Origin of the sequence: Lactococcus sp. FSL K6-0773 (genome assembly GCF_038006485.1) — a bacterium.
Classification (GTDB): Bacteria; Bacillota; Bacilli; order Lactobacillales; family Streptococcaceae; genus Lactococcus; species Lactococcus lactis.
In genome coordinates, this window is sequence record NZ_JBBOVF010000001.1 from 1972922 (window position 1) to 1998549 (window position 25628).

Annotated in this window: 16 protein-coding genes, 1 tRNA gene, 3 rRNA genes, 2 pseudogenes and 1 other annotated feature; of the genes and pseudogenes, 16 read left to right on the forward strand and 6 right to left on the reverse strand. The window is 38.3% G+C overall.

All coding sequences use genetic code 11. From position 1 onward, the window contains the following. Positions 1 to 181: 181 nt before the first annotated feature. The 4 genes from MHB61_RS09825 (at position 182) to rrf (ending at position 5132) form a co-directional block, all read left to right on the forward strand. Positions 182 to 1728 (forward strand): 16S ribosomal RNA (locus tag MHB61_RS09825). A gap of 93 nt (positions 1729 to 1821) precedes the next feature. Beyond that, a tRNA-Ala gene (locus tag MHB61_RS09830) sits at positions 1822 to 1894 on the forward strand. Between the two features lie 138 nt (positions 1895 to 2032). Next, a 23S ribosomal RNA gene (locus tag MHB61_RS09835) occupies positions 2033 to 4933 on the forward strand. 83 nt (positions 4934 to 5016) lie between these two features. Beyond that, positions 5017 to 5132: ribosomal RNA gene (rrf, locus tag MHB61_RS09840) — 5S ribosomal RNA — on the forward strand. Together the 16S, 23S and 5S rRNA genes with 1 tRNA gene alongside form the textbook arrangement of a ribosomal RNA operon. A 103-nt stretch (positions 5133 to 5235) precedes the next feature. Here rrf and recX read toward each other — a convergent pair. After that, positions 5236 to 6048, reverse strand: coding sequence for a recombination regulator RecX (gene recX, locus MHB61_RS09845; protein ID WP_014570832.1), 813 nt, complete (start codon positions 6046 to 6048; stop codon positions 5236 to 5238). A 285-nt stretch (positions 6049 to 6333) separates the two neighbouring features. Here recX and ywfG point away from each other — a divergent pair. The 8 genes and pseudogenes from ywfG to MHB61_RS09890 all read left to right on the forward strand — a co-directional run bounded on the left by ywfG (position 6334) and on the right by MHB61_RS09890 (position 17067). After that, positions 6334 to 9134 (forward strand): annotated as a pseudogene (ywfG, locus tag MHB61_RS13835) (LPXTG-anchored alpha-1,2-linked mannose-binding protein YwfG). Positions 9135 to 9359: 225 nt separating this feature from the next. Then, on the forward strand, positions 9360 to 10901 hold the full coding sequence (rlmD, locus tag MHB61_RS09860; protein WP_137016652.1) for a 23S rRNA (uracil(1939)-C(5))-methyltransferase RlmD: 1542 nt from the start codon (positions 9360 to 9362) through the stop codon (positions 10899 to 10901). A 331-nt stretch (positions 10902 to 11232) separates the two neighbouring features. Further along, positions 11233 to 11940 (forward strand): B3/B4 domain-containing protein, encoded by a 708-nt coding sequence (locus MHB61_RS09865; RefSeq protein WP_058221360.1) that lies wholly within the window; start codon positions 11233 to 11235, stop codon positions 11938 to 11940. 154 nt (positions 11941 to 12094) lie between these two features. After that, entirely contained in the window at positions 12095 to 12604 is a 510-nt protein-coding gene (locus MHB61_RS09870; protein WP_003132637.1) for a GNAT family N-acetyltransferase, read from the forward strand. After that, the gene (locus tag MHB61_RS09875; RefSeq protein ID WP_003132638.1) at positions 12605 to 12949 is read left to right on the forward strand and encodes an MmcQ/YjbR family DNA-binding protein; all 345 of its coding nucleotides are present in this window, start codon (positions 12605 to 12607) and stop codon (positions 12947 to 12949) included. A gap of 38 nt (positions 12950 to 12987) precedes the next feature. Then, positions 12988 to 13236 carry a DUF1912 family protein gene (locus MHB61_RS09880; RefSeq protein WP_003132639.1) on the forward strand — a complete coding sequence of 83 codons (249 nt, stop codon included), beginning with the start codon at positions 12988 to 12990 and terminating at the stop codon, positions 13234 to 13236. 276 nt (positions 13237 to 13512) lie between these two features. Then, positions 13513 to 14169, forward strand: coding sequence for a FusB/FusC family EF-G-binding protein (locus MHB61_RS09885; protein WP_003132640.1), 657 nt, complete (start codon positions 13513 to 13515; stop codon positions 14167 to 14169). A gap of 47 nt (positions 14170 to 14216) precedes the next feature. Beyond that, positions 14217 to 14383, forward strand: a binding site (T-box leader). 41 nt (positions 14384 to 14424) lie between these two features. Beyond that, positions 14425 to 17067, forward strand: coding sequence for a valine--tRNA ligase (locus MHB61_RS09890; protein WP_003132641.1), 2643 nt, complete (start codon positions 14425 to 14427; stop codon positions 17065 to 17067). 43 nt (positions 17068 to 17110) lie between these two features. On the opposite strand, the gene MHB61_RS09895 is transcribed toward MHB61_RS09890, so the two are convergent. Further along, positions 17111 to 17425, reverse strand: a complete 315-nt coding sequence (locus tag MHB61_RS09895) for a hypothetical protein (protein WP_032398518.1) — start codon at positions 17423 to 17425, stop codon at positions 17111 to 17113. A 45-nt stretch (positions 17426 to 17470) separates the two neighbouring features. Then, positions 17471 to 17803 (reverse strand): winged helix-turn-helix transcriptional regulator, encoded by a 333-nt coding sequence (locus MHB61_RS09900; protein WP_003132643.1) that lies wholly within the window; start codon positions 17801 to 17803, stop codon positions 17471 to 17473. A 172-nt stretch (positions 17804 to 17975) separates the two neighbouring features. Here MHB61_RS09900 and MHB61_RS09905 point away from each other — a divergent pair, with 172 nt between their 5' ends. Continuing rightward, positions 17976 to 18821 (forward strand): NAD(P)H-binding protein, encoded by an 846-nt coding sequence (locus MHB61_RS09905; protein WP_003132644.1) that lies wholly within the window; start codon positions 17976 to 17978, stop codon positions 18819 to 18821. A 33-nt stretch (positions 18822 to 18854) separates the two neighbouring features. On the opposite strand, the gene MHB61_RS09910 is transcribed toward MHB61_RS09905, so the two are convergent. Continuing rightward, the gene (locus tag MHB61_RS09910) at positions 18855 to 19361 is read right to left on the reverse strand and encodes a YkgJ family cysteine cluster protein (RefSeq protein ID WP_003132645.1); all 507 of its coding nucleotides are present in this window, start codon (positions 19359 to 19361) and stop codon (positions 18855 to 18857) included. A 343-nt stretch (positions 19362 to 19704) separates the two neighbouring features. On the opposite strand from MHB61_RS09910, the gene MHB61_RS09915 reads away from it, so the two are divergent. Continuing rightward, a complete protein-coding gene (locus MHB61_RS09915; RefSeq protein WP_010906353.1) occupies positions 19705 to 21051 on the forward strand; it encodes a glucose-6-phosphate isomerase in 1347 nt (448 codons plus the stop codon). A gap of 95 nt (positions 21052 to 21146) precedes the next feature. On the opposite strand, the gene MHB61_RS09920 is transcribed toward MHB61_RS09915, so the two are convergent. Both MHB61_RS09920 and MHB61_RS09925 read right to left on the reverse strand, forming a co-directional pair. Then, complete coding sequence (locus MHB61_RS09920) at positions 21147 to 22253, reverse strand: anti-sigma factor (protein WP_003132648.1); 1107 nt, start codon at positions 22251 to 22253, stop codon at positions 21147 to 21149. 23 nt (positions 22254 to 22276) lie between these two features. After that, the gene (locus tag MHB61_RS09925; protein ID WP_012898649.1) at positions 22277 to 22771 is read right to left on the reverse strand and encodes an RNA polymerase sigma factor; all 495 of its coding nucleotides are present in this window, start codon (positions 22769 to 22771) and stop codon (positions 22277 to 22279) included. Between the two features lie 187 nt (positions 22772 to 22958). Here MHB61_RS09925 and lmrP point away from each other — a divergent pair. After that, positions 22959 to 24182: pseudogene (gene lmrP / locus MHB61_RS09930) on the forward strand (multidrug efflux MFS transporter LmrP). 83 nt (positions 24183 to 24265) lie between these two features. Next, positions 24266 to 25486, forward strand: a complete 1221-nt coding sequence (locus tag MHB61_RS09935; RefSeq protein WP_003132654.1) for an MDR family MFS transporter — start codon at positions 24266 to 24268, stop codon at positions 25484 to 25486. The last annotated feature ends 142 nt before the right edge of the window (positions 25487 to 25628 follow it).

The following is a 25628-nucleotide window of genomic DNA, read 5'->3' on the forward strand; positions in this document are numbered from 1 at the left end:
CAAGTTTAGTTAGGTTTGATAGAATATAATAGTTGTCGCAAGAGACGAGAGTCTTGAAGCGATAAGCTAGACCATTGAAAACTGAATAAAGAAGAATGACTCATGTGATGTAGTAAGATACATCAAAAATCTGTCAATCAATAATGAAAGACAAGCCAGTCACTAAGGTGACTTAAATACTTTATTTGAGAGTTTGATCCTGGCTCAGGACGAACGCTGGCGGCGTGCCTAATACATGCAAGTTGAGCGCTGAAGGTTGGTACTTGTACCAACTGGATGAGCAGCGAACGGGTGAGTAACGCGTGGGGAATCTGCCTTTGAGCGGGGGACAACATTTGGAAACGAATGCTAATACCGCATAAAAACTTTAAACACAAGTTTTAAGTTTGAAAGATGCAATTGCATCACTCAAAGATGATCCCGCGTTGTATTAGCTAGTTGGTGAGGTAAAGGCTCACCAAGGCGATGATACATAGCCGACCTGAGAGGGTGATCGGCCACATTGGGACTGAGACACGGCCCAAACTCCTACGGGAGGCAGCAGTAGGGAATCTTCGGCAATGGACGAAAGTCTGACCGAGCAACGCCGCGTGAGTGAAGAAGGTTTTCGGATCGTAAAACTCTGTTGGTAGAGAAGAACGTTGGTGAGAGTGGAAAGCTCATCAAGTGACGGTAACTACCCAGAAAGGGACGGCTAACTACGTGCCAGCAGCCGCGGTAATACGTAGGTCCCGAGCGTTGTCCGGATTTATTGGGCGTAAAGCGAGCGCAGGTGGTTTATTAAGTCTGGTGTAAAAGGCAGTGGCTCAACCATTGTATGCATTGGAAACTGGTAGACTTGAGTGCAGGAGAGGAGAGTGGAATTCCATGTGTAGCGGTGAAATGCGTAGATATATGGAGGAACACCGGTGGCGAAAGCGGCTCTCTGGCCTGTAACTGACACTGAGGCTCGAAAGCGTGGGGAGCAAACAGGATTAGATACCCTGGTAGTCCACGCCGTAAACGATGAGTGCTAGATGTAGGGAGCTATAAGTTCTCTGTATCGCAGCTAACGCAATAAGCACTCCGCCTGGGGAGTACGACCGCAAGGTTGAAACTCAAAGGAATTGACGGGGGCCCGCACAAGCGGTGGAGCATGTGGTTTAATTCGAAGCAACGCGAAGAACCTTACCAGGTCTTGACATACTCGTGCTATTCCTAGAGATAGGAAGTTCCTTCGGGACACGGGATACAGGTGGTGCATGGTTGTCGTCAGCTCGTGTCGTGAGATGTTGGGTTAAGTCCCGCAACGAGCGCAACCCCTATTGTTAGTTGCCATCATTAAGTTGGGCACTCTAACGAGACTGCCGGTGATAAACCGGAGGAAGGTGGGGATGACGTCAAATCATCATGCCCCTTATGACCTGGGCTACACACGTGCTACAATGGATGGTACAACGAGTCGCGAGACAGTGATGTTTAGCTAATCTCTTAAAACCATTCTCAGTTCGGATTGTAGGCTGCAACTCGCCTACATGAAGTCGGAATCGCTAGTAATCGCGGATCAGCACGCCGCGGTGAATACGTTCCCGGGCCTTGTACACACCGCCCGTCACACCACGGGAGTTGGGAGTACCCGAAGTAGGTTGCCTAACCGCAAGGAGGGCGCTTCCTAAGGTAAGACCGATGACTGGGGTGAAGTCGTAACAAGGTAGCCGTATCGGAAGGTGCGGCTGGATCACCTCCTTTCTAAGGAATATATACAAAGACATGAGCATTCAACTTTATTCAGTTTTGAGGGGTTTAGTGATAAACCTAAGCAAGAATCAAATTCTTGATTGTGGGGCCTTAGCTCAGCTGGGAGAGCGCCTGCTTTGCACGCAGGAGGTCAGCGGTTCGATCCCGCTAGGCTCCATTGTCAGACAAGACGTTAAAATCACTTGAACATTGAAAACTAAATAACAATATCTAATAACGATAAATAAACCAAAAGCTGTGAATTTTAAAGAATTTACAAACTTATACTTGAAAAACGATGATTATAAATCATCATGGCAAAGTTAATAAGGGCGCACGGTGGATGCCTTGGCACTAAGAGCCGATGAAGGACGTGACTAACGACGATATTCTAGGGGGAGCAGTAAGTACGCATTGATCCCTAGGTCTCCGAATGGGGAAACCCAGCTGCTACTAGCAGTTATTCATGAGTGAATACATAGCTCATGTAAAGGTAACGCAGAGAACTGAAACATCTAAGTACCTGCAGGAAGAGAAAGTAAAAACGATTTCGTAAGTAGCGGCGAGCGAACGCGAAGAAGGGCAAACCAAGAAGCTTGCTTCTTGGGGTTGTAGGACTGCAACGTGGACTTAAGCATTATAGTCGAATAACCTGGGAAGGTTAATCAAAGAGGGTAATAATCCCGTAGACGAAATAGCGCTTATACCTAGCAGTATCCTGAGTAGGGCTGGACACGCGAAATCCAGTTTGAATCCGGGAGGACCATCTCCCAACCCTAAATACTCCTTAGTGACCGATAGTGAACCAGTACCGTGAGGGAAAGGTGAAAAGAACCCCGAGAGGGGAGTGAAATAGCACCTGAAACCGTGTGCCTACAAGAAGTTCGAGCCCGTTAATGGGTGAGAGCGTGCCTTTTGTAGAATGAACCGGCGAGTTACGTTATGATGCGAGGTTAAGTTGAAGAGACGGAGCCGTAGGGAAACCGAGTCTGAATAGGGCGACTTAGTATCATGATGTAGACCCGAAACCTAGTGACCTATCCATGAGCAGGGTGAAGGTGTGGTAAGACGCACTGGAGGCCCGAACCAGGACACGTTGAAAAGTGTTTGGATGACTTGTGGATAGCGGAGAAATTCCAAACGAACTGGGAGATAGCTGGTTCTCTCCGAAATAGCTTTAGGGCTAGCGTCGAAATGTAAGTGTATTGGAGGTAGAGCACTGTTTGGGTGAGGGGTCCGTCTAGGATTACCAATCTCAGATAAACTCCGAATGCTAATACACATGTTCGGCAGTCAGACTGCGAGTGCTAAGATCCGTAGTCGAAAGGGAAACAGCCCAGACCAACAGCTAAGGTCCCAAAATATATGTTAAGTGGAAAAGGATGTGGGGTTGCACAGACAACTAGGATGTTAGCTCAGAAGCAGCTATCATTCAAAGAGTGCGTAATAGCTCACTAGTCGAGTGACCCTGCGCCGAAAATGTACCGGGGCTAAACATATTACCGAAGCTTTGGATTGATATTTTATCAATGGTAGGAGAGCGTTCTTAACCGCGATGAAGGTATACCGTGAGGAGTGCTGGAGCGTTAAGAAGTGAGAATGCCGGTATGAGTAGCGCAAGATAAGTGAGAATCTTATCCACCGTAAGACTAAGGTTTCCAGGGGAAGGCTCGTCCGCCCTGGGTTAGTCGGGACCTAAGGCGAGGCCGAAAGGCGTAGTCGATGGACAACTGGTTGATATTCCAGTACTAGATATGATCGTGATGGAGGGACGCAGTAGGCTAAGAGATGCCAGTTAATGGATTCTGGTCTAAGCAGTGAGGTGTGAGATGTGTCAAATGCATTTCTCTTTAACATTGAGCTGTGATGGGGAAGCAACTACGGTTGCGAACTCTCTGATGTCACACTGCCAAGAAAAGCTTCTAGCGTAAAGTCATATCTACCCGTACCGCAAACCGACACAGGTAGTCGAGGCGAGTAGCCTCAGGTGATCGAGAGAACTCTCGTTAAGGAACTCGGCAAAATAGCCCCGTAACTTCGGGAGAAGGGGTGCTGGTGTAAAAGCCAGCCGCAGTGAATAGGCCCAAGCAACTGTTTATCAAAAACACAGCTCTCTGCTAAACCGCAAGGTGATGTATAGGGGGTGACGCCTGCCCGGTGCTGGAAGGTTAAGAGGAGTGCTTAGACGTAAGTCGAAGGTATGAATTGAAGCCCCAGTAAACGGCGGCCGTAACTATAACGGTCCTAAGGTAGCGAAATTCCTTGTCGGGTAAGTTCCGACCCGCACGAAAGGCGTAATGATTTGGGCACTGTCTCAACGAGAGACTCGGTGAAATTTTAGTACCTGTGAAGATGCAGGTTACCCGCGACAGGACGGAAAGACCCCATGGAGCTTTACTGTAGTTTGATATTGAGTACCTGTAAGTCATGTACAGGATAGGTAGGAGCCATTGAAATAGGGACGCTAGTTTCTATTGAGGCGTTGTTGGGATACTACCCTTGACTTATGGTTACTCTAACCCGCTGGCATAATCGGCCAGGGAGACAGTGTCTGACGGACAGTTTGACTGGGGCGGTCGCCTCCTAAAGAGTAACGGAGGCGCTCAAAGGTTGGCTCAGATTGGTTGGAAATCAATCGTAGAGTGTAAAGGTAAAAGCCAGCTTGACTGCGAGAGCTACAACTCGAGCAGGTAGGAAACTAGGACTTAGTGATCCGGTGGTACCGCATGGAAGGGCCATCGCTCAACGGATAAAAGCTACCCTGGGGATAACAGGCTTATCTCCCCCAAGAGTTCACATCGACGGGGAGGTTTGGCACCTCGATGTCGGCTCGTCGCATCCTGGGGCTGTAGTCGGTCCCAAGGGTTGGGCTGTTCGCCCATTAAAGCGGCACGCGAGCTGGGTTCAGAACGTCGTGAGACAGTTCGGTCCCTATCCGTCGCGGGCGTAGGTAATTTGAGAGGATCTGTCCTTAGTACGAGAGGACCGGGATGGACTTACCGCTGGTGTACCAGTTGTTCCGCCAGGAGCACGGCTGGATAGCTATGTAGGGAAGGGATAAGCGCTGAAAGCATCTAAGTGCGAAGCCCACCTCAAGATGAGATTACCCATTCGTAAGAATTAAGAGCCCAGAGAGATGATCTGGTAGATAGGCTGGAAGTGGAAGAGTTGCGAGACTTGGAGCGGACCAGTACTAATCGCTCGAGGACTTTACCAAAAGAGTCAAATATAATATGCTTATGGTTTAAAAGTTAGAAGAATTGTTATTTAGTTTTGAATGTTCAAGGTAACATTTAATGATTTGGTCATCATTGCGATGGAGATACACCTGTTCCCATGTCGAACACAGAAGTTAAGTCCATCTACGGCGGAAGTACTTGGGGGTTGCCCCCTGGGAGATAGGCGAGTGGCCAAGTGAACTGGAGGAGCTATGGCTCCTCTTTTTTTATCTCGCTAACGAGATTCAAGAGATATGATGTATGAATAAATAAAAAAAGACCTCTCGGGCCTTTTTTTTATTTATTCTGGAAATGTATAATCACGTAATGCACTACTAATATCATCATATGAAAAGCCTTTTCTAGCCAAAGCCTGTGTTACTTTTTGCTTTCGCTCGTACCCCTCATAGTTTTTACTGTAGCGTTTGGAAACTTTTTCTAGTGCTGTGTAGAGAAGTTGGGTCTCATTTTCTTCATCTGTTTCTAATTCAAGTGATTCTAAAGCAATTGAAGAGATAGAATACGTAAAACCTTTATTCATTAGGTTTTGAATAATTTTATCTTTCAGCTGTTTTAGGGTCAATCTATGCCCAGAAGTTCTGTTTGTTTTTTCGGCAAGTTTGTAGGCAACATCTATTTGTTTTTCCTCATCATAAATGTTAGAAAGCGCTTGGTCAATGATCAGGGGATCAATACCCTTTGTTATTAATTTCTGTTTAATTTGATAGGGGCCAGCGCTTCCCATTGAAATTTTTCCTTCAATAAAATTTTCAGCGTAGGCTTTATCATTAATTAGATTGTTTTTTGTAAGAACATTTATGACCTCGTCAATTTGGTCAGTATTGTCAATTTCGTGTTCACTAAGATATTTTCTTACTTCCGAACTTGTCCTCATTTTAAAGGAAATGTAGTAGAGTGCTAGCGATTTTCCTTGAGCAAATTGGTCATAAGATTGGATCTCTTCTAAATCTGCATCATCGAGCTTTTTATCGACATTTAGAAAAAAGTGAACAATTGTATCCTCAGAAAGATATATTTTATCTTCATCATCAAATCCAGATAAATCCACACGGTAAAGTCGTTTTAATTTTTTTATTGCTGTGATTTTTCCCATACCTATATTATATACGAAAACAATTAAAAATTGTTACGGATAAACCGCGTAATAAAATTACTACACGAAACGGAAATGTAGCTTATGTACATGTTTGTAAAAGATGCTTATTTCTTCAAGGTTACAAACATCATCCTTTTATAGAGCGGTTTCATCTACTTATTTTCAATTTGAGAAGTGTAACTTCAAAAAAGCGTAATAAAAAAAGTACAAAATATCCCCTTTCCCTCTCTTTTTGTAGTAAAATTATAACAAACAATCTACAAATATGACGGAGATGAAGAAATGAATAAAAAATCAAGTGCTCTTTTAACTATGGGAACTTTAACGCTTCTGGCAGGCGGCGGGATTGTTTTAACAAACCTCCCCGACTCTTTTAAAATACAACGGGTGTATGCTGCCAGTCCCAGAGAGGTTACAGTTTTACCAACCAACTTCTTAAATTATTTCCAAAGAAATGGATCGGCCGCTAATTTTCCTTATGATACAAATACTTTTACGCAAACTTTGACTCCTAATGAGGGAAGTAAAGCGGGTAATGTAACCTTGATGACTAAAGTTGATATGTCACAAAACTTTACTTTCACTGGGAAAATTAATTTAGGAGATAAATCACAGGGAATGGGTGGTGCTGACGGTGTTGGTTTCCTTTTTCACCCAGGTGATACGAACGTTGTAGGTGCGCCTGGTGGTGCAGCAGGTATTGGTGGGGTTCCGGGGGCCTTTGGCTTTAAGCTTGATACTTACTTCAATACTGGTAGTGAAGCAAGCTTTCTACCTGACCCAACAGGTTTTTCTGGTAAATCTTTTGGTGCTTTTGTTGATGGTCTGAATGGACAAGCCAAAACAATTGCTGCCACTGCTAAGACTATTTCTGATCCGTCAAATAATAATTTTGTGGACTTTACAATGAGCTATAATGGTGCGACGAAAGTAATGTCAATCACTTATGGTGGTCTAACTTGGACACAGGATGTTTCTTCTTTTGTTGGAACAAATCAGGCGATGTCTTTCTCAATTGCGGCCTCAACTGGTGCCCAAATGAATTTGCAACAACTGCGTAATGTTAATTTTACTTATACGGTAGCTCAAGGTACTGTTATTTCTAATTATGTGGATGAACAAGGAAAGACAATTGCTCCTTCAGAAACAACAAGTGGTGATATTAACACTCCGTATACGACAAGTCAAAAAACTATTCCAGGCTATACCTTTAAGGCTTCAAATGGAGCAACAACTTCGGGAAATTATGCTGTCAATGACCAAACTGAAAACTATGTTTATACTCGAAATCAAGGAAGCATCGATGTTACTTATATTGACCAAACAACGGGACAGACTTTAAGTAAAAAAGATTTATCTGGTGGAACAGGTGATTCTTCTAATTACACCACAACTGACACCATTAAATCTTATACAGATGCAGGTTATGAATTGGTTTCGGATAATTATCCAAGTGGTGGGACAGTCTTTACGGATACAGCTCAACACTATGTTGTTAATTTGAAACAAAAATTAGTTGTAAGTTCTGAGCAAAAACAAGTCAATGAAACTATTCAATATGTTTATGAAGATGGAAGCAAGGCAGCAGATGATTATAATGCTCCTCCATTGAATTTTACAAGAAGTGTGACAACCAATCAAGTAACTGGTGAAAAGACTTATGGGGATTGGCAAGCACAAAATGGGGATAGTTTCGGAGAAGTAGTTTCGCCAACAATTAAAGGAGAAACAGCTGACCAATTAAAAATTGATGCAATAAGCGGAATCACAGCTAATTCAGCAGATATTCAGAAAAAGGTCGTTTATAAACGTAACCAAGGAACCATTGATGTTACTTACATTGATGAAACAACTGGTCAAGTTTTGACTAAAAAAGATTTATCTGGTGGAACGGATGATCCGTCAAATTATACAACTGCTGATGATATCAAGTCATATACAGCTAAAGGCTATGAATTAGTTTCTGATGATTACCCAAGTGGGGGACAGTCTTTACGGATGAGCCACAACACTATGTAGTAAAATTAAAACACGGCTTAACAGAATCAACTGATAAAAAAGCTGTCAATCAAGTGATTCATTATGTTTATGAAGGTGGAGGTGAAGCAGCTACTGACCACAATGCTACGGTTGACTTTAGTCGTACTATTACTACTGACAGAGTAACGAATGATAAGACATACGGTGATTGGACTGCTGATAACGGTGATAGTTTTGCGTCAGTAACTTCTCCAGTAATTGACGGTTATACAGCTGATCAACTTAAAGTTTCTGAAATGACAGGAATTACTGCTGATACAGAAGATATTTCTGTGACAGTAACTTACACTCGAAATCAAGGAACCATTGATGTTACTTATATTGATGAAACGACTGGAAAAATTTTGACTACAAAAGATTTGTCTGGTGGAACTGGAGATGATTCAGGTTATACAACGGCTGACACGATTAAATCTTATACAGATAAAGGCTACGAATTAATTTCTGATGATTATCCAAAAGATGGAACTAAATTTGCTGATGACCCTCAACATTATATTGTGAGACTAAAACATGGCACAGTAGTTGAGACGGAAAATAAATCAGTTAATGAAGTCATTCATTATGTTTATGATAATGGGGATAAGGCTGCTGACAACTATAAGGCAACAATTGTCTTTAGTCGGACAATCACTACCGACAAAGTGACGGGTGACAAAACTTATAGTGACTGGACAGCTGATAATGGTGGAAGATTTGCTGCAGTTCTTTCGCCAATCATTAAAGATTACATCGCAAGTCAACTTAAGATTGATGAAATGACAGGAATTACGGTAGATACAGCGGACATTGAAAGAATTGTCGTTTATCATAAGGTGCCTGCAGGAATTATCGTTCCTCCAGTTCACCCAGATAAACCAAGTCAACCATCTAATAATCAATCAAAAACACCTACGGCTAAGGCTGTAAAAGATAGTAAGCCAACAGATGTTCTTCCAAGTACTGGTGATAGTCAAAAATCACAAATTGTTTTGACTCTGCTGGGAATTATGGCAGTGATTATTTCGCCACTTGCTCTTTTACTTAGACGTAAAAAACAATAATTAAAGAAAAATAAAAGGTCTGACAGTGTCAGGCTTTTTATTGGAGAGTAATATTCATAGATGAAAAAATAAGTTCAAATCTTTTAGGATTCAAGTAGAAAAAGACTACAAAAAGAAATTGTGAAATGTTATAATAGTGTATCACACAATCCTTTATTAGTGATTTTTTATAATGGATTGAAAATGGTCATTTAATTGACGAACTAGAGGGAAAATAATTAACAAATGATAAATTTAAAAATAGGACAGGAACTTCAACTCGAAATCGAGCCAATGGGAATAAATGGGGAAGGAATTGGCGTCATTTCAGGACGACTTGTTTTTATTCCTTATGCACTTCCAGGTGAAGAAGTTTTAGTTGAAATTACTGAAAATGCTAGAAATTTTAGTCGTGCAAAATTGGTTAAGATTATTGAAAAATCACCAAACCGTGTGAAACCACAGGATAGAGCTTATCATGAAATGAGTCAATCTCACATCATGCATCTTTCTTATCCAATGCAATTGGAATTTAAGCGTGATGTTATGCGTCAGGCCTTAGAAAAATATAAGCCAGCAGGTTGGCGTAATTATGAATTGCGTGCAACTTTGGGAATGGAAAATACACTTGGTTATCGTAACAAATTGCAGTTCCAAGTGCGTCGTTTGAATGACGGAACAGTGATTGCGGGACTTTATCAAGAAGGAACACATCATTTGGTTAACCTAGATAACTGTTTGGTTCAAGATCCCAAAACCCAAGAAATTATCAATCACATTTGCCGTTTGATTGAAAAATTTGATTTACCTGTATATGATGAACGTAAAATCGGCGGAATTCGTACGGTCATGGTTCGTCGCTCACAAAAAACAGGTGAAGTACAAATTATTTTTGTGACTTCAACACCAATTATTTTGGACGGACAAGTTTGGCCTGAATTACGTGAAGAACCTTCAAAACGTCAAAAAAATTCTTTTGTTAAATTTGATAAAATGTTGTCAGCACTGACAGAAGAATTTGAAGAAATTGTGACGGTTGCGGTCAATTTCCACCCAAGAAAAACCAGTGAAATCTATGGCGAACGCACACAAATTTTATTCAATGAAAAAGAAACAATTACCGAAGGCGTTTTGGATTATGAATTTGAATTAAGTCCTCGTGCTTTCTACCAATTGAACTCTGAGCAAGCCAATGTACTTTATGGTGAAGCAGTTAAGGCTTTGAATCCTAAAAAAGATGACCGTGTCATTGATGCATATTGTGGTGTAGGTACGATTGGTTTTGCGGTGGCTAAAAAAGTAAAATCGGTTCATGGAATGGATATTACACCAGAATCAATTTTTGATGCGCGTGAAAATGCCAAACGTTTGGGGCTTAAAAATTGCCACTATGAAATTGGTAAAGCTGAGCGAATTATTCCAAATTGGAACAAATCTGGTCATAGAGCAACTGCAATGATTGTTGACCCACCACGTACGGGGCTTGATGATGCATTGCTTGAAACAATTACTAAATTCCCACCGGAAAAAATGGTTTATGTCAGCTGTAACGTTTCAACTTTGGCAAAAGATTTAGTCGTTTTGGCCAATTATTATAAAGTAGAATACATCCAATCAGTGGATATGTTCCCACATACAGCAAGAACTGAAGCAGTTGTTAAATTGACAAAACGTGATGAACCTTTGAAAATTGTTAAATTTGAACATTTGGAAGAAGAACGTAAAGCTGAAGCTTTTGCTAAAGGTAAAAAACGTGGACGCCGTCCGCAAAAATATGGTAAATATTGAGAAATTTTGCTGACAGAATTATTAGTTGCTAGCAGCTAAAGTTTAAGTGAAAATTTACTGACAGAATGGATATTTTAGTTGTTCATTCTTTTAATTACGATTTACCTGCCCGTTGTTCAATCGCTGATGATGGATAGAATGCTCAGCTTTTCTGTTCATTCTTTTATCCACAACTAAAATGCTCAATTCACTCGCTGACGAATGATAGAATGACCAGCTCCGCTGTTCATTCTTTATCCACAGATAAAATACTCCTTATTCAGTCGTATTTTACTGACAAGATTTTCGTCAGTAAATTTTATAGTTAAAATTAGAAAAGTAAGAAAAAATTATGAAAAAATTTATTGTTGAACCTGAATTTTGGGAACTTTTTCCTGAGACAAAAATCGGAATTGTTTTAGCTAAAAATATTGATAATAGTATGGAATCAAGTGCTGAAATCAAAAAAAATCTTGATGAGGCGAATGAAAATGCAGAGCAATTTTTAGAAGCGGCTGTTTTTAGTGAAAATCCTGTAGTCTCTGTTTGGCGCAAGGCTTATCAAAAATTTAAAACAAAAAAAGGGGCTAGAAGTTCGATTGAAAATCTGCTTAAACGAGTAGATAAAGGTAAAGCTGTGGGTTCGATTAATCCTTTGGTTGATATTTACAATAGTATTAGCTTGAACTATGGGCTACCTGCTGGTGGTGAGGATATTGATACTTTTGCAGGAAATCTACGTTTGACAAAAGCTGTTGGTGGCGAATATTTCTTGGCTTTGGGTGATGATGAAGCTGATAATGCTTTGCCTGGTGAAATCTGCTATCTTGATGATGAAGGGGCAGTTTGTCGCTCATGGAATTGGCGTGATGGTCAAAGAACGATGCTGACAGAACAAACCAAAAATGCTTTTTTGATTATTGAATCTGTTGACCCTGAACGCGGTGAAGTTCTAGATGCTGCAACTCAAAAATTAGCTGAATTGAGTGAAAAATATTTAGGGGGAACAGCACAGGTACTCCTAGTCACTAAAGAAAATCCAGAAATTTCTTTAGACTAGCGTTTTGTGACATCTAAAAAAATTAGATTTACTGACAGATAAGAGATTTGATAGGAAAGTTGATGATACTGTCAATAAAAAGAGCCGTCAGTAAATCTGACGGTTCTGTCATTAATTATTTTTATGATAAAATGGAAAAAATCCGAGGTTTTATATGATTTATATGAGAAAAGCAGGCCCGAAAGATTTGCTGTCAATTATGAAAATTATTGAAGAAGCAAGAACTTTTTTGGCTGATTCCGGGAGTGACCAATGGCAAAATGCTTATCCAGCAGTTTTTGATATTGAAGAGGATTTTGTGAAAGAACAGGCCTATGTCTTGTTAGTTGATGATAAAATAGCCGGTTATTGTGCAATTATTACGGGTGAAGAACCAGCTTATACTCAAATTACTGACGGCGCTTGGTCAAATCAAAATTTTGATTATGTGACCATTCATCGAATTGCTTTGTCTAACGAATTTCGTGGACAATCTTTGACAAGATATCTATTTTCAAATATTTTTACCTTGATGTTATCTAAAGGATACTCTGATTTTCGCCTAGATACCCACCCGGTCAATAAATTGATGCAACATGTCTTTGAACGTGAAGGCTTTGTAAAACGAGGACTTGTTCAATTTGAAGGTGACCGTTTTGCTTATCAATTGGAGCTTAATAAATAGATGAATAAAAAAGAACTTATTGATTTTTGCTTGTCTCTTGGGCCGACTTTTGCAGATACTCCCTTTGCCAAAATGGAGAAGGGTCAGCCAACGGTAGTGATGCGACATTTAAAGAATAAAAAATCATTTGCTTATATTTCTGAGCGAGAAGGACGAGTCAATATCGCAATCAAGCAGAAGCCAGAAATCGCAATCGAATTGCGAGATTTCTTTGTGGATATTAATCCAGCATTTCACATGAACAAAACGCATTGGAACGATGTTTTACTTGGTGGAGATGTTGCTGATGAGCAAGTTTGCAAAATGGTTGAGCAAAGCTATGATTTAATCAAACCCAAAAGATAATGATGAGCCAACAGCTCTGAATTTTAATAGGAGAAAAAATGACTTACGAACAAAATTTTTTAAAAGATTTTCAAGAATGGGTGGACCAACAAGTTCAAATTTCTGAACTTGCCATGAAAGCAGCTGAAAAAATTGCCACAGAAGACGGTAAAAAAGAAGCGAAAGAAGCTGCTATTCGCTATGAAAGTCGTTTAGACGCTTACCAATTTTTGCAAGGAAAATTTGAAAACTACAAAAATGGTAAAGATTTCCATGACGTTCCAGATTTTGGAACAAAAACATTTTAATGAGTGACTTCTATTTTTAGAGAAGTGACTTCTAACCATTAGATAAAAGGAGATTCAAATGAATTTTAAGAAGATGGTTGGTAATCAAGTGCGAGTAAGAGCTCTCGCTTAGATTACCGCAAAGTCTTATTTCTTTGCGGATAAGAACAAATTGAGTTCACCCTCCTTGAAGTGGATGAGAATGGACAAAAAGGAACTTGTGCCTTGCACAGAACCACATTTTCTCAATTTTCATAACTTCAAAGCAGTCGGGTTCACATCTTAAGGAATAAGAAAATGTTAAAACCATATGAATATAATCGAATTAAATACCTGACCTTTGACCTCGTCAATGTCTATCACTCTGTCAATGATAAATCGACAGTTGAGGCAGTTTATGCCCAAGTCGCCACAGAAATTTTGCAAATCGCTGAAAATGCTGACAGTCTTGTCAGTGAAAATAATCTGTCAGTAAAAGTTGCTATCCAAGAATATTTATCAGCCATTGATAATCCTAAATTATCAAGAGAACAAGCTGAAAAATTACTGACAGAACTTAAAACTTTAGTCGAAGCTTTTCATTTACCGAGTGAATCTCAAATGAAAAAAGCTTTCAAAAAAGTTAAAAAGTTAAAAATTCCAGCGACAAGTCAATGGGACTTACGTGATGTCACTTACTTTGCTTGGAATGAAGTTTCAAGCGGCCGAAAATATCTTTTGACCGCTGACGGGCGTGGTTTCTATGGCAGTATCTCTGGCAGTATGAAAAATATCTGTGCCATTTGCCAAAAAACAAGTATTGTCACTCAATTTCTAGCGACAACAAAAAGAGGCGCTGACGGGACCTATACTAAAAATGGCACCTATATTTGCTTAGATTCTGAACAATGTAATCAGCAAATTCAAGCCAAAGAAGGCTTGGAGCATTTTTTAGAAATCATTAAAGAAAAATAAAAATTTAGAAGTATCTTGTAAAAAAACAAGAATTCTGCTAAAATAAAAACAAGTTGACGAGGAGTAATAAAGCAAGACTTATAGAGAGAACACGGTTGGTGAAAGTGTTCAGTCAAACTTTATGAAGGTTGCGTCATTTCAAGAAAATTATGGCATAAAATGAGTGTCGTCAATTGACGAAAATCAGGTGGTACCGTGCGGAAGCACCCTGGAGAATAAATCAGGGTGCTTTTTTTGTACCCAAAGGAGAAAAATATGACAAACGAACTAACCCCAAAATTCAACCCGACAGAGGTTGAAGAAGGACGCTACGAAAAATGGCTTGAAGCTGATGTTTTCAAACCTTCTGGAAATCCCGATGCAGAGCCTTATAGCATCGTTATTCCACCACCAAATGTGACAGGAAAACTCCACTTGGGTCATGCTTGGGATACAACTTTGCAAGACATCATCATCCGTCAAAAACGGATGCAAGGTTTTGATACGCTTTGGTTGCCAGGAATGGACCATGCGGGGATTGCCACTCAAGCAAAAGTTGCTGCCCGCCTTGCTGAAGATGGTATTTTACCACAAGACCTTGGACGTGAAAAATTCCTTGATAAAGTTTGGGAGTGGAAAGATGAGTATGCCACAACAATCAAGGAACAATGGGGTAAAATGGGGATTTCAGTGGATTATTCTCGTGAACGTTTTACTCTTGATGAAGGCCTTTCACAAGCGGTTCGTAAAGTTTTTGTTCAACTTTACAATAAAGGTTGGATTTACCGTGGTGAAAAACTCATCAACTGGGATCCAAAAGCGATGACTGCTTTGTCAGACATTGAAGTCATTCACAAAGAAATTGATGGGGCTTTTTACCACATCACTTACCAAATTGAAGGAAGTGATGAGTTTGTTGAAATCGCCACAACACGTCCAGAAACTTTCCTTGGTGATACAGCTGTTATCGTCAATGAAAAAGATGAACGCTATAAACATTTAGTGGGCAAAAATGTTATCCTCCCAATCATTAATCGTGTCATTCCGATTTTGACAGACGACCATGCTGATATGGAAAAAGGAACTGGGGTTGTAAAAATTACACCTGCTCATGACCCTAATGACTTTGAAGTTGCGATGCGTCATGATTTGCCAATGATTAACATGATGAATAATGACGGAACCATCAATGAAAATGGTGGAAAATATGAAGGACTTGACCGTTTTGAAGCCCGCAAACAAATTGTTGCTGACCTCAAGGAATTGGGGCAGTTGGTTGATATAAAACCAGTCCGCCATGAAGTTGGGCACTCAGAGCGAACAGGAGTGGTTGTTGAACCACGTTTATCAACACAATGGTTTGTCAAAATGGACGAATTAGCTAAGAATGCAATTGCTAATCAAACAACAGAAGATGCAGTAGAATTTTATCCGCCACGTTTCAATGATACTTTCATGCAATGGATGGAAAATGTTCATGATTGGGTTATTTCACGTCAACTTTGGTGGGGACATCAAATTCCAGCTTGGTATAATGAAGCGGGTGAAATGTATGTTGGTGAAGAAGCACCTGAGGGAGAAGGTTGGACACAAGATGCCGATGTACTTGATACTTGGTTTAGTTCAGCTTTGTGGCCATTTTCAACAATGGGTTGGCCAGATGAAAACTCAGCAGACTTCAAACGTTATTTCCCAACAAGTACCCTTGTAACAGGTTATGATATTATCTTCTTCTGGGTTTCACGCATGATTTTCCAATCTTTAGAATTCACTGGTAAATCACCATTTCACAATGTTTTGATTCATGGTTTGATTCGTGACGAAGAAGGACGTAAAATGTCTAAATCGCTTGGTAACGGAATTGATCCAATGGATGTGATTGAAAAGTATGGAGCTGATGCACTCCGTTGGTTCCTATCAAATGGTTCTGCACCAGGACAAGATGTGCGTTTTTCTTATGATAAAATGGATGCCGCTTGGAATTTCATCAATAAAATTTGGAATGTTTCACGTTATATTTTGATGAATGCAGAAGATGTCAGCGCTGATGCTGTTTCTTCGGCTTTGACAAAAGTTGCAAATAAAACTGCTGGTAATGTCACTGACCGTTGGATTTTGACACGATTGAATGATACTGCCCGGCGCGTGACTGAACAAATGGATAAATTTGAATTTGGTGTCGCTGGTCATATTCTTTACAATTTCATTTGGGATGAGTTTGCAAACTGGTATTTGGAATTAACAAAAGAAGTTATGTTTGGTGAGGATGAAGCTGAAAAAGACATTACACGTGCAGTATTGCTCCATGTTTTAGATCAAGTTTTACGTCTATTACACCCAATTATGCCTTTCTTCACTGAAGAAATCTTTGAAAAATTACCAAATACTTCTGGTTCAATTGTTGTTGCCGAATATCCAAAAGTACGTCCAGAATTTAATGACGACAAGGCAAGCGAAGGTGTGGCGATGTTAATCGAATTAATTACAGCCGTTCGTAATATTCGTGCTGAGGTTAATACTCCATTGTCTAAAGCTGTCCCAATGTTGATTAAATCTGAACATGCAGATTTCTTGAATGCTGTTTCTCCTTACATCAGCCGTTTCACTAATCCTTCAGAATTAACAATTACTAAAGACTTGGCGGTTCCAGAACAAGCGATGTCAGCGGTCATTACTGGAGCAGAATTATACTTACCATTGGCTGGTTTGATTAACATCGAAGAAGAAATTGCTCGACTTGAAAAAGAACTTGCCAAATGGAAAAAAGAGTTAGATTTAGTGAATAAAAAATTGGGTAATGAACGTTTTGTTGCGAATGCTAAAGCAGAAGTTGTTCAAAAAGAAAAAGATAAATTAGCCGATTATCAAGAGAAATTCGATACTGTGAAAGCTCGTATTGCAGAATTGAAAGAAAACTAATCATAAATAAAAAACCAGTAGCTCAAAAGCTACTGGTTTTTTTCTACAAAAATATTAATAAGAATCCAGCGAAGACAAGAAAGCAAATAAGAAAAGTAGTCATTCTTTTACTTGCCTTTGTATGAGGATTGATACTCATACCTAAACCAAATTTTCGTGGAATCCAGAAATCAGTTTCTTTGCTGACCGTTTGTTCGCCATATTTTTGAAAAAAGAAGAGTAGTAATGCAATGCTAAAGCATTCTAAGGCAGCAGAAATTCTGACGAAATTTACAGATAAGATTGAGCAAATAATTGTACTGACAGACATTAAAAACACTAAGAAGATACTAAGAATAAGACGAAATTTATAAATAATTAAACAAAAATTACTGACAGAATTTCCTGTCAGTAATTTTTATCTTTAAGCTTTGCTGATTTCTTTTTTATAAAGATTTCCCCAAGCTGCCATCGTATCATGGATGGGCTTGAGGGTTCTTCCAAGTTCTGTCAGTGAATATTCAACACGAGGAGGTACTTCTGCATAGACTTCACGATGAACTAGCCCGCTTTCTTCGAGGGCACGTAAATGTTGGGTCAAAACTTTTTGTGAAATATGTCCAACTGAACGTTGAAGTTCGCCAAAGCGCATGGTTCGCTCTAATAAATCACGGACAATGAGCATTTTCCAACGGTCGCCCATCAAAACAAGTGCTGTTTCAACAGGACAAGCTGGAAGTTCAGAAATTTTTTTCATTTTTTTATTACCTCAAATCGTTGATATTATACAATAGTATCTAAAAGGGGTGTATCTAACTTTCAAGTGCTTACTTTACATAATGGTAGTACAATGATATTATACACTTAGGTAGTCAAAAAAGCAAGCTACTTTAAAATATAAAAAATAATAAAAAAATGGAGGATTTAACATGAAATATTTAGTAACAGGTGCGACAGGTGGATACGGTACTTATGCACTCGGATTTTTGAAAGAATTGGTTCCAATTTCTGATATTGCGGTTTTGGCTCGCACAGAAGAAAAAGCAGCCCCACTCAAAGCGGCAGGTTTCGATGTACGTTTGGCAGATTATTCAGATTTAACTGCTTTAGAACAAGCATTTACAGGAATTGACCGTTTGCTTTTTGTTTCAGGAGCGCCGGGAAATCGTCAAGCTGAGCATCAAAATGTGGTTGATGCAGCCAAAAGTGCTGGAATTTCTTATATTGCTTATACAAGTTTTCCTCAAGCAGAAAGGGCAACAAGTGACTTAGCTGCTGACCACATCTATACTGAAAAGGCGATTGAAAAATCAGGAATTGCCCACACATTTTTACGTAATAATTGGTACTTTGAAAATGAAATGCCAATTATTGCTGCTGCACTTTCAACTGGAAAATTTGTATACAATGCACCAACAGGTAAAGTGGGCTGGGCTTTGAAACGCGAATATGCAGAAGTTGGAGCAAAAGCACTTGCTGGAGCAGATTTTCCAGAAGTTTTGGAGCTTTCAGGAAAAATATTGACTTACGCCGAACTTGCTCAAGCACTAAAAGCAGTTTCTGATAAGGAATTTGAAGTAGTCGCTGCTGATGACAAAACTTTTGTCAGTCATTTAGTTGAAACTGGACTTCCAGATTTTGTAGCGGAACTTTTCCTCGGCTTCCAAAAAGATATTGAAGCAAAAGATTTAGATGTGGAATCTAAAGATTTTGAAAAAGCCTTGGGACATTCACTGACAGATACAAAAGAAGCTTTGAAAGAACTTTTGGCATAATAAAAAAATTACTGACAGACCTGTCAGTAATTTTTATTTGAGTCTATAAGATAATTTCTCAACAAATTCATAAGCAGCTGGACAGTAAAGTGTATTTTTTATCGTTAAATTATTGATTTGATAAATCTTTTTACGGTCAGTATGGGGAAATTCGCGACAAGCTTTAGGCCGAACTTCGTAAATGCTACAGAGATTGTCAGAACCAAGAAACTGACAAGGCATGGTTTGAAAAACTTTGTCACCATCTTCGTCAGTTTGGAGATATGCGGCTTCAAAGTCACTCACTTTCATTTTTAAATGTTTGGCGACGCGTTCAATATCGGCCTCTGTCCAAAGAGGGCCTAAGGTTTTGCAACAATTAGCACATTTGGTGCAATCAATTTCTAAAAAAACCTCTTCATGAACTTCTTTAACGATTTTATCTAATTGCTTTGGTGGTTTTTTGGCAAGTCCAGCTAAAAATTTCTTATGTGTCTTTTGTTTTTGTTGGGCTAGATTTTTATAACGGTCAAGGTCAATTTCAAATGTATATTTCATCATTAATATTTTAGCAAAAATTTACATGAAAGACTGATTTGTCAGTCGTCAAAGAGATTTGACATCCTTAAAAGTGTTAGGAGTTAGCTTATCAGTAAATCTTTTGATAACAATAAATATTCATTGAAATCTTAAACTAAATTTTTATAAAAAAAGCTGTCCCAAAGCTGGAAAAGTTTCACAGATAGAAAGCTAAACAAATAAGCGCTTACATAACCTTTAGTATTGTTAAAAAGCCGAAAAAGTGATAAAATGAACTAGAAAATTCGAAGATAAAACAATGCAAAAGTTGTCGTTTTTCAATAGCTAAATTCTCGTAAAAAGCGAGAAATTGAAAGGAATTAAAATGGCTCATATTAAATTTGACTATTCAAAACTCACTCCATTTGTAGCTGAAAATGAATTAGACGAAATCCAATGGCAAATCGACGGGGCAGCTAAATTGCTCCACGAAGGAAAAGGTGCTGGGAGCGATTATATCGGATGGCTTGACCTTCCTGAAGATTACGACAAAGAAGAATTTGCTCGTATTCAAAAAGCAGCTAAAAAAATTCAATCTGATTCAGAAGTTCTTATTGTTATCGGTATCGGTGGTTCATACCTCGGTGCACGTGCAGCAATTGACTTTTTGAGCAACAGCTTTGTTAACTTGCAAACTGCCGAAGAACGTAAAGCACCACGTATTCTTTATGCTGGTAACTCAATTTCTTCATCATACTTGGCTGACCTTGTAGATTACGTTGCTGACAAAGATTTCTCTGTAAATGTAATCTCTAAATCAGGTACAACAACAGAACCAGCGATTGCTTTCCGTGTCTTCGAAGAAATGTTAGTTAAAAAATACGGTCGTGAAGAAGCAAACAAACGTATTTACGCAACAACTGATAAAGAAAAAGGTGCTGTAAAAGTTAATGCTGACGCAAACAACTGGGAAACTTTTGTTGTTCCAGATTCAGTTGGTGGACGCTTCTCAGTATTGACAGCTGTTGGACTTTTGCCAATTGCAGCTTCAGGTGCTGATATCACAGCTTTGATGGAAGGTGCTAACGCTGCGCGTAAAGAATACACTTCTACAAATGTTCATGAAAATGATGCTTACGCCTATGCTGCACTTCGCAATATCCTTTACCGTAAAGGTAAATTCTCAGAAATCTTGATCAATTACGAACCAAGCCTTCAATATTTCTCAGAATGGTGGAAACAATTGGCTGGTGAATCAGAAGGGAAAGACCAAAAAGGAATTTACCCAACTTCAGCTAACTTCTCAACAGACCTTCACTCATTAGGACAATGGATTCAAGAAGGAACACGTACTGTTTTTGAAACAGCAATCCGTATTGAAAAACCACGTAAAAACATCAACATTCCAGAACTTGACGCTGACCTTGATGGACTTGGATACTTGCAAGGTAAAGATGTTGACTTCGTTAACAAAAAAGCAGCTGACGGCGTGCTTCTTGCTCACACTGACGGAAATGTTCCAAACATGATCGTGACATTGCCTGAACAAGACGAATTCACACTTGGATATGCAATTTACTTCTTTGAACTTGCTATCGGTGTTTCTGGTTACTTGAACGGAATTAACCCATTCAACCAACCAGGTGTTGAAGCTTACAAGAAAAATATGTTCGCTCTTCTTGGTAAACCAGGATTTGAAGAACTCAGCAAAGAATTGAATGACCGCCTTTAATCTTTGATTAAAAGTGTCATAAAAATCACTGACAAGATTTCTGTCAGTGATTTTTTGTATTCATTTCTTACTGATAAATCCTGTCAGTAAAATTATTATTTAAGTGGCTTAATATCAGGGCGAAGTTCTACTGTGAGGCCAACATTACTTGCAAAAACCCAAGAATTTTTATCAAAATTCGCAAAATTCTTAGTTTGTCCTGTTAAAATGACCCCCGAAAATTTAGCTGATTTAAGAGTAGGATATTTTTTAACTTGTTTAAGTGCATCTTTACTTGGGCTAAAGTCGTTAATTGTGATTTGGTTCTTTTTCGCAATAGCAGCTACTGACTTTTTAAAATCTTGATAAGTAGTATTGTCTAATTTTCCAGTGAGCTGTGAATTATTACCATTTTCAGCATAATTGCTGTTACTCATCAAGCCAAACCAGTTTGTTTGTCCAGCAGCATCAAGAGATTTTGAATCATTGTAACCAATCCAATACCAATTAATTAAAAGATTCTTGGGAATCATTTTTTGGATTTCGTTGTAACTATAAGCTTTATCAAAGGTGACAGCAACTTCCGCCACGTGGTTTGAAAGTTGTGAAATTTTGTCTGCATCATGGGTAGGCAGAATTCCATAATAATCTTTCGATTTGTAGTTGGTATTTGTAGAGAAAAAACTAGCAATTTTTTGATTAGTTGTTTGGGTAAAATAAGCATTTGAATTTACTGACGGACTCAAGGTATTAAGATTTAAGCCCCCAACATTCGAAACATTAAAGGAAAAATTATAAGATTCCCAGGGCACAGGATAACCATCAATATCTTTATAAGTATCTGAATGAAGATTAGAACTAAACACGCCATAATTATCGATAATCTGATTATTATAAGCAACATTTGGGGCGGAAGCGGTGAAAATAGCTGTAGAGTAATCAAAAGTTTTAAAGAAATTTTTTTCCATGATAGCAGAGTTCACTCGCCAACCAATAACTATAAATGCTGAAAATACAGTCAAAGCAATCCAAGTAGTTAACCCCCAACGTTTTATTTTTGTTTTTAGGGCAAAATTATGAAAATCTTTGTTGAGATTAGAAATAGATTCAGTTGTTTGAAGTTTGTGCCGTGTTTTATTGATCACAAAAATAAACAGACGAATCAGTCCGAAAAATAAAGTGATAGCTAAGACAAAGTAAGGGAAAATTAAGAGAGTACGCATTTTTAATTCCTTTCATGAGACGATTAGAGGAGCCACTGGTCATAACCAGCTTTTTCAAGTTGTTTTTTAAGCTTTTTTCGAGCTCGATAAAGGTCGATTTTGATTTTGCTTAAACTACATTCAAAATATTCTGCAAGCTGTTTAGTCGAACTATTTTCGTAATAGTATGCATTTAAAAGCTTTTTATAATAAGGTGGAAGTTGTTCAATGATTTTTGGAAGTGGGCTAGACTCAACTAAAAAAGCTGCTGTTTCCAATTCTTTTTCCAAATTTTTAATAATTTTTTGATAATGTTTACTCCGATTATAACTATTAATATAAGTTCGGATAGATGTTCGATACATAAAAGCCCGTAATTTGTCAGGTTCAATGAAAATATCCAGACTTAAAATTTTAACCAGAGTATCCTGTACGGCATCTTCGGCATCGACCAACTGACTTCCACGAGAGATAAGGTATTTAGTGATTTCTATCGCATAATCATTGACGTCATTTTCATATTCTTTTAAATTCACCATTTCCTCCTCTCTCATATATATAACAAATCAAATTAAGTTTGGTTACAGTTTATTTTAACAAAAATTGATATAAGTAGAAGAATTATTTTGATAAAGATGTAATTCATCTAGTTTTAGAAGTATAAATATGCTACAATTATAGATAAATTAATAAATTTAGAAAATTTAAAAGAATTTAAGGAATAATATGAAAGAGTTTTGGAATTTAGACAAAAATTTGCAACTCCGTTTAGGAATTTTTTTTTAGGTGCCTTTTCATATGGCACCGTTTTTTCTTCAATGACCATTTATTATAATCAACATTTGGGAAGTGCAATTACAGGGATTTTGCTTGCCTTATCTGCAGTAGCCACTTTTGTCGCAGGAATTCTTGCAGGTTTTTTGCTGACCGAAATGGTCGAAAACCAGTGATGGTTTTGGGACAGTGATTCAACTTTTGGGAGCTCTTTTAGCCATTGCCTCAAACTTACCAGGTCACGTGAATCCTTGGTCAACTTTTATTGCTTTTTTGCTGATTAGTTTTGGTTATAATCTTGTGATTACTGCAGGAAATGCCATGATTATTGATGCATCAAATGCTGAAAATCGTAAAGTTGTTTTTATGTTGGATTATTGGGCGCAAAACTTGTCAGTTATTTTAGGAGCAGCATTAGGTGCTTGGCTTTTTAGACCAGCATTTGAAGCACTTTTAGTGATATTACTTTTAACTGTCTTAGTCTCATTTTTCTTAACCACTTTTGTAATGACTGAGACTTTTAGACCGATTGTAAAGGCCAAAGAAGAAGCAGAAAATATTTTTCAGGCCTATAAGACAGTGCTACAAGATGAAACTTACATGATTTTTATGGGTGCTAATATTGCGACCACTTTTATTATCATGCAATTTGATAATTTTTTGCCTGTTCATTTATCAAATAGTTTTAAAACAATCACTTTTTTTGGTTTTGAAATCTATGGACAACGGATGCTTACGATTTATTTGATTTTAGCTTGTGTATTAGTCGTCCTATTAATGACCACCCTAAATCGATTGACCAAGGACTGGTCACACCAAAAAGGATTTATTTAGGGAAGTTTATTTATGGCAATTGGGATGATTTTTTCATTTTTGACAACGACGTTTACGCCTATTTTCATTGCCGGAATTGTTTATACTTTAGGTGAAATTGTTTATACACCAAGTGTTCAAACTTTAGGTGCAGATTTGATGAATCCAGAAAAAATTGGTTCTTACAATGGCGTTGCCGCAATTAAGATGCCGATTGCCTCCATTCTTGCCGGTTTACTTGTTTCGATTTCACCAATGATTAAAGCAACAGGAGTTTCTTTAGTCTTAGCATTGACTGAAGTTCTAGCGATTATTTTAGTGCTTATTGCTGTAAATAGACATCAGAAAACAAAAATTAATTAAAAAAATGACTTCTAAAAACAGGAATTTATCTTGAAAAGGAGTCAAGATAGATTTTTTATTGAAAAAAAACAGAAAGAAATAAAATGAAAGATTTTTTTGGATTACATCCTACACTTAAAATTCGTTTAATTATGAATTTTTTTGGGACGCTTTGCTTTAGTACAGTGGGTGGCTCAATGACAATTTACTACAATAAATATATGGGAGCGGGAATCACGGGATTACTTTTAGTCATTAGTTCAGTCATGGTTTTCTTGGTTGGTCTTTATGCTGGTCATTTGTCCGACGTTCAGGGACGAAGACCTGTGATGATTTTCTCAACTGCCATTACTGGTTTTGGTGGAGCTTTAGCAACATTTGCAAACTCATCTTTTTACTTCAATCCTTGGGTTACTTTTTTAGGATTTCTTATTATTAATTTTGGTTTTGGCTTTTTTAACACCGCAAGTCAAGCGATGATTGTAGATTTGACAACAAGTGAAAATCGGCGAGTTGTTTATAGTATTCAATATTGGATTATTAACTTTGCAATCATGATTGGTTCGGGACTTTCAGGTTGGTTTTTCCGAGATTATTTGGTTTGGTTACTTTTAGCTATCACAATTGAAGAAATCGTTAGTTGTTTGGTTGTAATTTTTTGGATTGATGAATCCTTCAATCCAGATACTCAGCAGCATAAGCAAGAATCAAACATTATTAAAGCCTATTTCACAGTTGCTAAAGACCGTATTTTCATGTATTATTTATTTGCTTCGGTCTTTATTGCGATGATTTTTAATCAAATTGATTATTATCTTCCAGTCCATTTGAGTGATAGTTTTAGAACAGCAAGGATTTTTGGAATTGAAGTTTATGGACAACGGATGCTGACAATTTTCCTAATGGTCAATACCTTAGTCATCGTATTATTTATGGGGAGAGTCAACAAACTAACCAAAAACTGGTCACGAAGTAGTGGAATATCCATTGGAATTATTTTGCAAGGTTTGGGCTTCATGATTGCATTTCTTGGTCGTGATTTAACTTGGGAACTGATTGCAGCATTGGTAGCAACAATCGGTGAAATGATTTTGGTTCCATTTTCACAGGCTCTGCGAGCCGATTTAATGGATGGAGACCAAGTGGGAACTTATACAGGAGCTTTTTCAGTGACTCAGCCTATCGCTTCGGTCTTGTCAGGAATCCTTGTGTCTCTCTCAAGTCTTTATGGAAATATTGGAATGACCATCTTCATGTTTTTCATTATTGTATTAGGTGTGCTGCCCTCACTACGAGCAATTCGGATGCATGAAAGTCATTCATGAGTTAAATATAGGTAAAAATAAGTTTCAAAAGTTAGAATGAAATTCTGATTTGATAAACTTATTTTTTTGTCAGTAAAATAATAAGAAAATTTTTACTGACAGAACCTTTAGACCAAGGCTTACAGGGAGATTCGGCTCTCCA

Bases quoted from the DNA above. Each gene is read 5' to 3' on its own strand.
- MHB61_RS09920 (WP_003132648.1), bottom strand. From the start codon at position 22,253: ATGCGTACTCTCTTAATTTTCCCTTACTTTGTCTTAGCTATCACTTTA.
- MHB61_RS09910 (WP_003132645.1), bottom strand. From the start codon at position 19,361: ATGATGAAATATACATTTGAAATTGACCTTGACCGTTATAAAAATCTA.
- MHB61_RS09875 (WP_003132638.1), top strand. From the start codon at position 12,605: ATGAATAAAAAAGAACTTATTGATTTTTGCTTGTCTCTTGGGCCGACT.
- MHB61_RS09885 (WP_003132640.1), top strand. From the start codon at position 13,513: ATGTTAAAACCATATGAATATAATCGAATTAAATACCTGACCTTTGAC.
- MHB61_RS09880 (WP_003132639.1), top strand. From the start codon at position 12,988: ATGACTTACGAACAAAATTTTTTAAAAGATTTTCAAGAATGGGTGGAC.
- MHB61_RS09870 (WP_003132637.1), top strand. From the start codon at position 12,095: ATGATTTATATGAGAAAAGCAGGCCCGAAAGATTTGCTGTCAATTATG.
- MHB61_RS09865 (WP_058221360.1), top strand. From the start codon at position 11,233: ATGAAAAAATTTATTGTTGAACCTGAATTTTGGGAACTTTTTCCTGAG.
- MHB61_RS09935 (WP_003132654.1), top strand. From the start codon at position 24,266: ATGAAAGATTTTTTTGGATTACATCCTACACTTAAAATTCGTTTAATT.
- MHB61_RS09890 (WP_003132641.1), top strand. From the start codon at position 14,425: ATGACAAACGAACTAACCCCAAAATTCAACCCGACAGAGGTTGAAGAA.
- MHB61_RS09905 (WP_003132644.1), top strand. From the start codon at position 17,976: ATGAAATATTTAGTAACAGGTGCGACAGGTGGATACGGTACTTATGCA.
- MHB61_RS09900 (WP_003132643.1), bottom strand. From the start codon at position 17,803: ATGAAAAAAATTTCTGAACTTCCAGCTTGTCCTGTTGAAACAGCACTT.
- MHB61_RS09915 (WP_010906353.1), top strand. From the start codon at position 19,705: ATGGCTCATATTAAATTTGACTATTCAAAACTCACTCCATTTGTAGCT.
- MHB61_RS09925 (WP_012898649.1), bottom strand. From the start codon at position 22,771: ATGGTGAATTTAAAAGAATATGAAAATGACGTCAATGATTATGCGATA.
- recX (WP_014570832.1), bottom strand. From the start codon at position 6,048: ATGGGAAAAATCACAGCAATAAAAAAATTAAAACGACTTTACCGTGTG.
- rlmD (WP_137016652.1), top strand. From the start codon at position 9,360: ATGATAAATTTAAAAATAGGACAGGAACTTCAACTCGAAATCGAGCCA.